The organism is uncultured Boseongicola sp. (assembly GCF_937988555.1).
Lineage (GTDB): Bacteria > Pseudomonadota > Alphaproteobacteria > Rhodobacterales > Rhodobacteraceae > Boseongicola.
The window spans coordinates 1-2,859 of the sequence record NZ_CALJXO010000328.1; the positions used below are offsets into that span (position 1 = coordinate 1).

At 61.1% G+C, this 2,859-nt stretch carries 3 protein-coding genes; 1 reads left to right on the forward strand and 2 read right to left on the reverse strand.

All coding sequences use genetic code 11. The features are described 5' to 3' along the window. The first annotated feature begins 70 nt into the window (after positions 1 to 70). Positions 71 to 547, forward strand: coding sequence for a UDP-N-acetylglucosamine 2-epimerase (locus Q1B15_RS19595; RefSeq protein WP_299757044.1), 477 nt, complete (start codon positions 71 to 73; stop codon positions 545 to 547). A 24-nt stretch (positions 548 to 571) separates the two neighbouring features. Here the strand turns inward: Q1B15_RS19595 and Q1B15_RS19600 are convergent, their stop codons facing one another. Further along, positions 572 to 2,470, reverse strand: coding sequence for a beta-galactosidase (locus tag Q1B15_RS19600; protein ID WP_299757038.1), 1,899 nt, complete (start codon positions 2,468 to 2,470; stop codon positions 572 to 574). Positions 2,471 to 2,567: 97 nt separating this feature from the next. Then, positions 2,568 to 2,859 (reverse strand): SMP-30/gluconolactonase/LRE family protein (locus Q1B15_RS19605; protein ID WP_299757041.1); only part of this gene is annotated, 292 nt, incomplete at its 5' end.

A 2,859-nucleotide genomic window follows, 5' to 3' on the forward strand; every position in this document is an offset into this window, starting at 1 on the left:
ACGCATTGAAACCTGACGTTCTGGTGGTTTACGGCGAGCGGTTCGAGGCGTTTGCCGCGCTACAGCGTTCATTGCAGCCACGCAGTCAAACATACCGGTCATGCATAGAAAAGGCGGCGCCAGAACGGAAGGCGGCGCATTGGGCGATTCCTCGCGTCAGGCCCTCACGAAACTCGCGCATATTCACCTTGCGACGAACCCTGATGCGGCATGGCGGATCGGGGCGATGGGGGAAGAGCTATGGCGTAGTCATACCGTTGGATTGCCGGTGATCGACAGGATAAAGGCGGGCGATTATCCGTCTGCCGACGAGGTTGCAGCGGCCCTTGGGTTGGATTTGAAGCGTGCGGTCATTTTGTTCACACAAGACGCGATTGCAACCGAACCCAGCCTTGCTACCAATCAGGCGGCACCTGTCGCGGAATTTGAAGCACTTTGGGTCCAATGTGTTTTGTGCGGACAGTATGTCATTCCGCAAGACGTGGCCAAATGCGCGCCCGTTGGAGACTGCCAGTTTACAGCCCCCAAGCCTGAGCGTGCGGACTGATCTCTCACTTAGTTTAGCGCCAAACTAAATTTCGACCCAATGTACTCCGGCTGGAGGAATGACGTTTCCGCGCCAATGGACGGGGGTTGCGGCATAGTTGAACGCGAACCGATGGGTCGCGGTATCACGCACACGAAGGCCTTGCGGCAGGGTCTCCAGAAACAGGCCTGCGGCAGGGGCGAGAGTGGTAAGGATGTGATCCCATGCAGTCCTGTCCGGCCAGCCGGCAAGGTAGTGCAGAGTGCCCGACGTCACGAGGGCAGGGTGGTCGTGTTTGGTTTTGATCGTGACGCTTGCGGTGCCTTCGATCCGTTCGGACCAATGCACGAAGCTGCCGCCACCCTCGAGCAAGTTGGACGAGCCGGGGGGAAGGCTTTCGACAAAGACTATTGTGGCATCGAGGCCGGGCAGCGCGGGTGGCAGCGGGACCGGGATCGCGCCGTTCGTGTCTTTCGCACCCGAGCGCGGGCCGACGACCACGTGACCTTCATGCGCGGCGAGACGGATTTTCAAGGCGTCGTCCATAATCGCAAGACCGGGCGCCATAACAAGTTTGTAGCCGTCAAGCGGGGCATCGGTGGGCAGGACGTCAATCGACAGGCCTGCGCGGCGCAGCGCGCGGTAGGTATCCAGGACAAGGCGGAAATAGCTGAAATCGGCACCTTGGGGCTGGGTGCCAAGGACCCAGTCCGCCTCGTAGTCAAAAAGGAATGCGACGTGACCCTGCGCGGGGACGATTGGGCCAAAGGCGGCAATTTCCTCGGCGACTTGTGCAACTTCGGCCAAAGCGGGGGCTGCGGCGCTGTCGGGGCGCAGGAGGCCGGCGTGGTTTTGTTCCTGTGCAAACGGAGCCTGCCGCCAGCGGAAATAGCAGACGGTTTCGGCGCCGTGAGCGATGGCTTCCCAGGCCCAGAGGCGGGCCATTCCGGGCAGGGGGGCTGGGTTCCAGGGAGCCCAGTTCACCGGACCGGGCTGTTGTTCCATGACCCACCACCGCCCGCGTCCCACCGCCCGGTAAAGATCGTGGTGTAGGGCTTGGTTGTCGGGATCACCTTGGCGGAGGTAAGTTGCTTTGTCGCCTTCGTCGGCTTCGAGCCGATCGGAGAGGAAGCCAATGGGGTAGCTGTCCCAGCTTGCTATATCGAGGTCTTCGCCGACTTTGAAATGGTCGAATGACAGCTCACGGCCCATATAGTTGTGGATGAGAGGGCGGTCGGTCAGGGGGCGGAGAGCGTCCGTCTGGACTTTGTTGAAGGCGACGACTTGATCGGATGAGTAACGTTTGAAATCAAGAACATGGGCCGGGTTTGCTTCTGTGGTTGTCTGATTTGGCAGGTCAATCTGGTCGAAGGTCTCGTATTCCATCGACCAGAATACATTGCCCCATGCGCGGTTTAGGGCGTCGGCACTTTGGTATTTCTGGGCGAGCCAGTTTCGAAAGCCTGAGAGGGCAGCGGTTGAGTAGCTCAAGGTGGTTTCGTGGCAAGCGTATTCGTTGTCGATTTGCCAGGCTTGGATGTGTTCGTGGCGACCGTAGCGTTCACCAAGGCGGCGCACGAAGTGGCGGCATTCTTCGCGGTAGCCTTCGTGGCTGAAGCAGTAGTGGCGCCGCGAGCCGAATTTGCGGGCTTGGCCGTTTTCACCGACGCCCAACATATCGGGGTGGCGTTTGACCATCCAGCGGGGCGGGGTGGCGGTGGGTGTGCCGAGGATGACCTTGAGGCCCGCATCCCCAAGTGTGTCGATGGCGCGGTCCAGCCATGCGAAGTCCAGTTGTCCCGGTTTGGGTTCGAGGCGCGACCAAGCGAATTCACCGATGCGCACCCACGTGAGGCCGGTTTCGACCATGCGCGCGGCATCGCTTGCCCAGACATCTTCGGGCCAGTGTTCAGGGTAGTAGCAGACGCCGAGTTCTGGGGTCATGTCGGGGCCATCGTTTGGTTGGGGTTGCGGGAGGGGGGCTGTCTGGCCCCGCCCTTCGGGCCCCTGCGAGGATTTTTGGGACCCAAAGAGGTACGGATTAGCTTAGAAGGACGCGGTGTTCGGCTTGGCCCTTGGTGACGTTTTCCTGCACGAAGAGTTTGCCGTGGTCGTTTGACTTGGCTCGGTCGGCGTCTGACACGCGGCCCGCCGCTGTTGTGCAGAAGAGCGTTGTCAGATCGGGGCCACCGAAGGCGGGGCAGGAGGTGTGGGCGGCGTTAATTGGGACCTCGCGCAGGAAAGTGCCGTCGGGGGCGTAGCACGCGATGCGCCAGCCGTTCCACTGGGCGTTCCAGATGTTGCCGTCTGCGTCGATGACCGCACCGTCTGCG

What these genes read in the sequence shown, in the direction of transcription:
- Q1B15_RS19600 (WP_299757038.1), bottom strand. Translation starts at nt 2,470, where the DNA reads ATGACCCCAGAACTCGGCGTCTGCTACTACCCTGAACACTGGCCCGAA.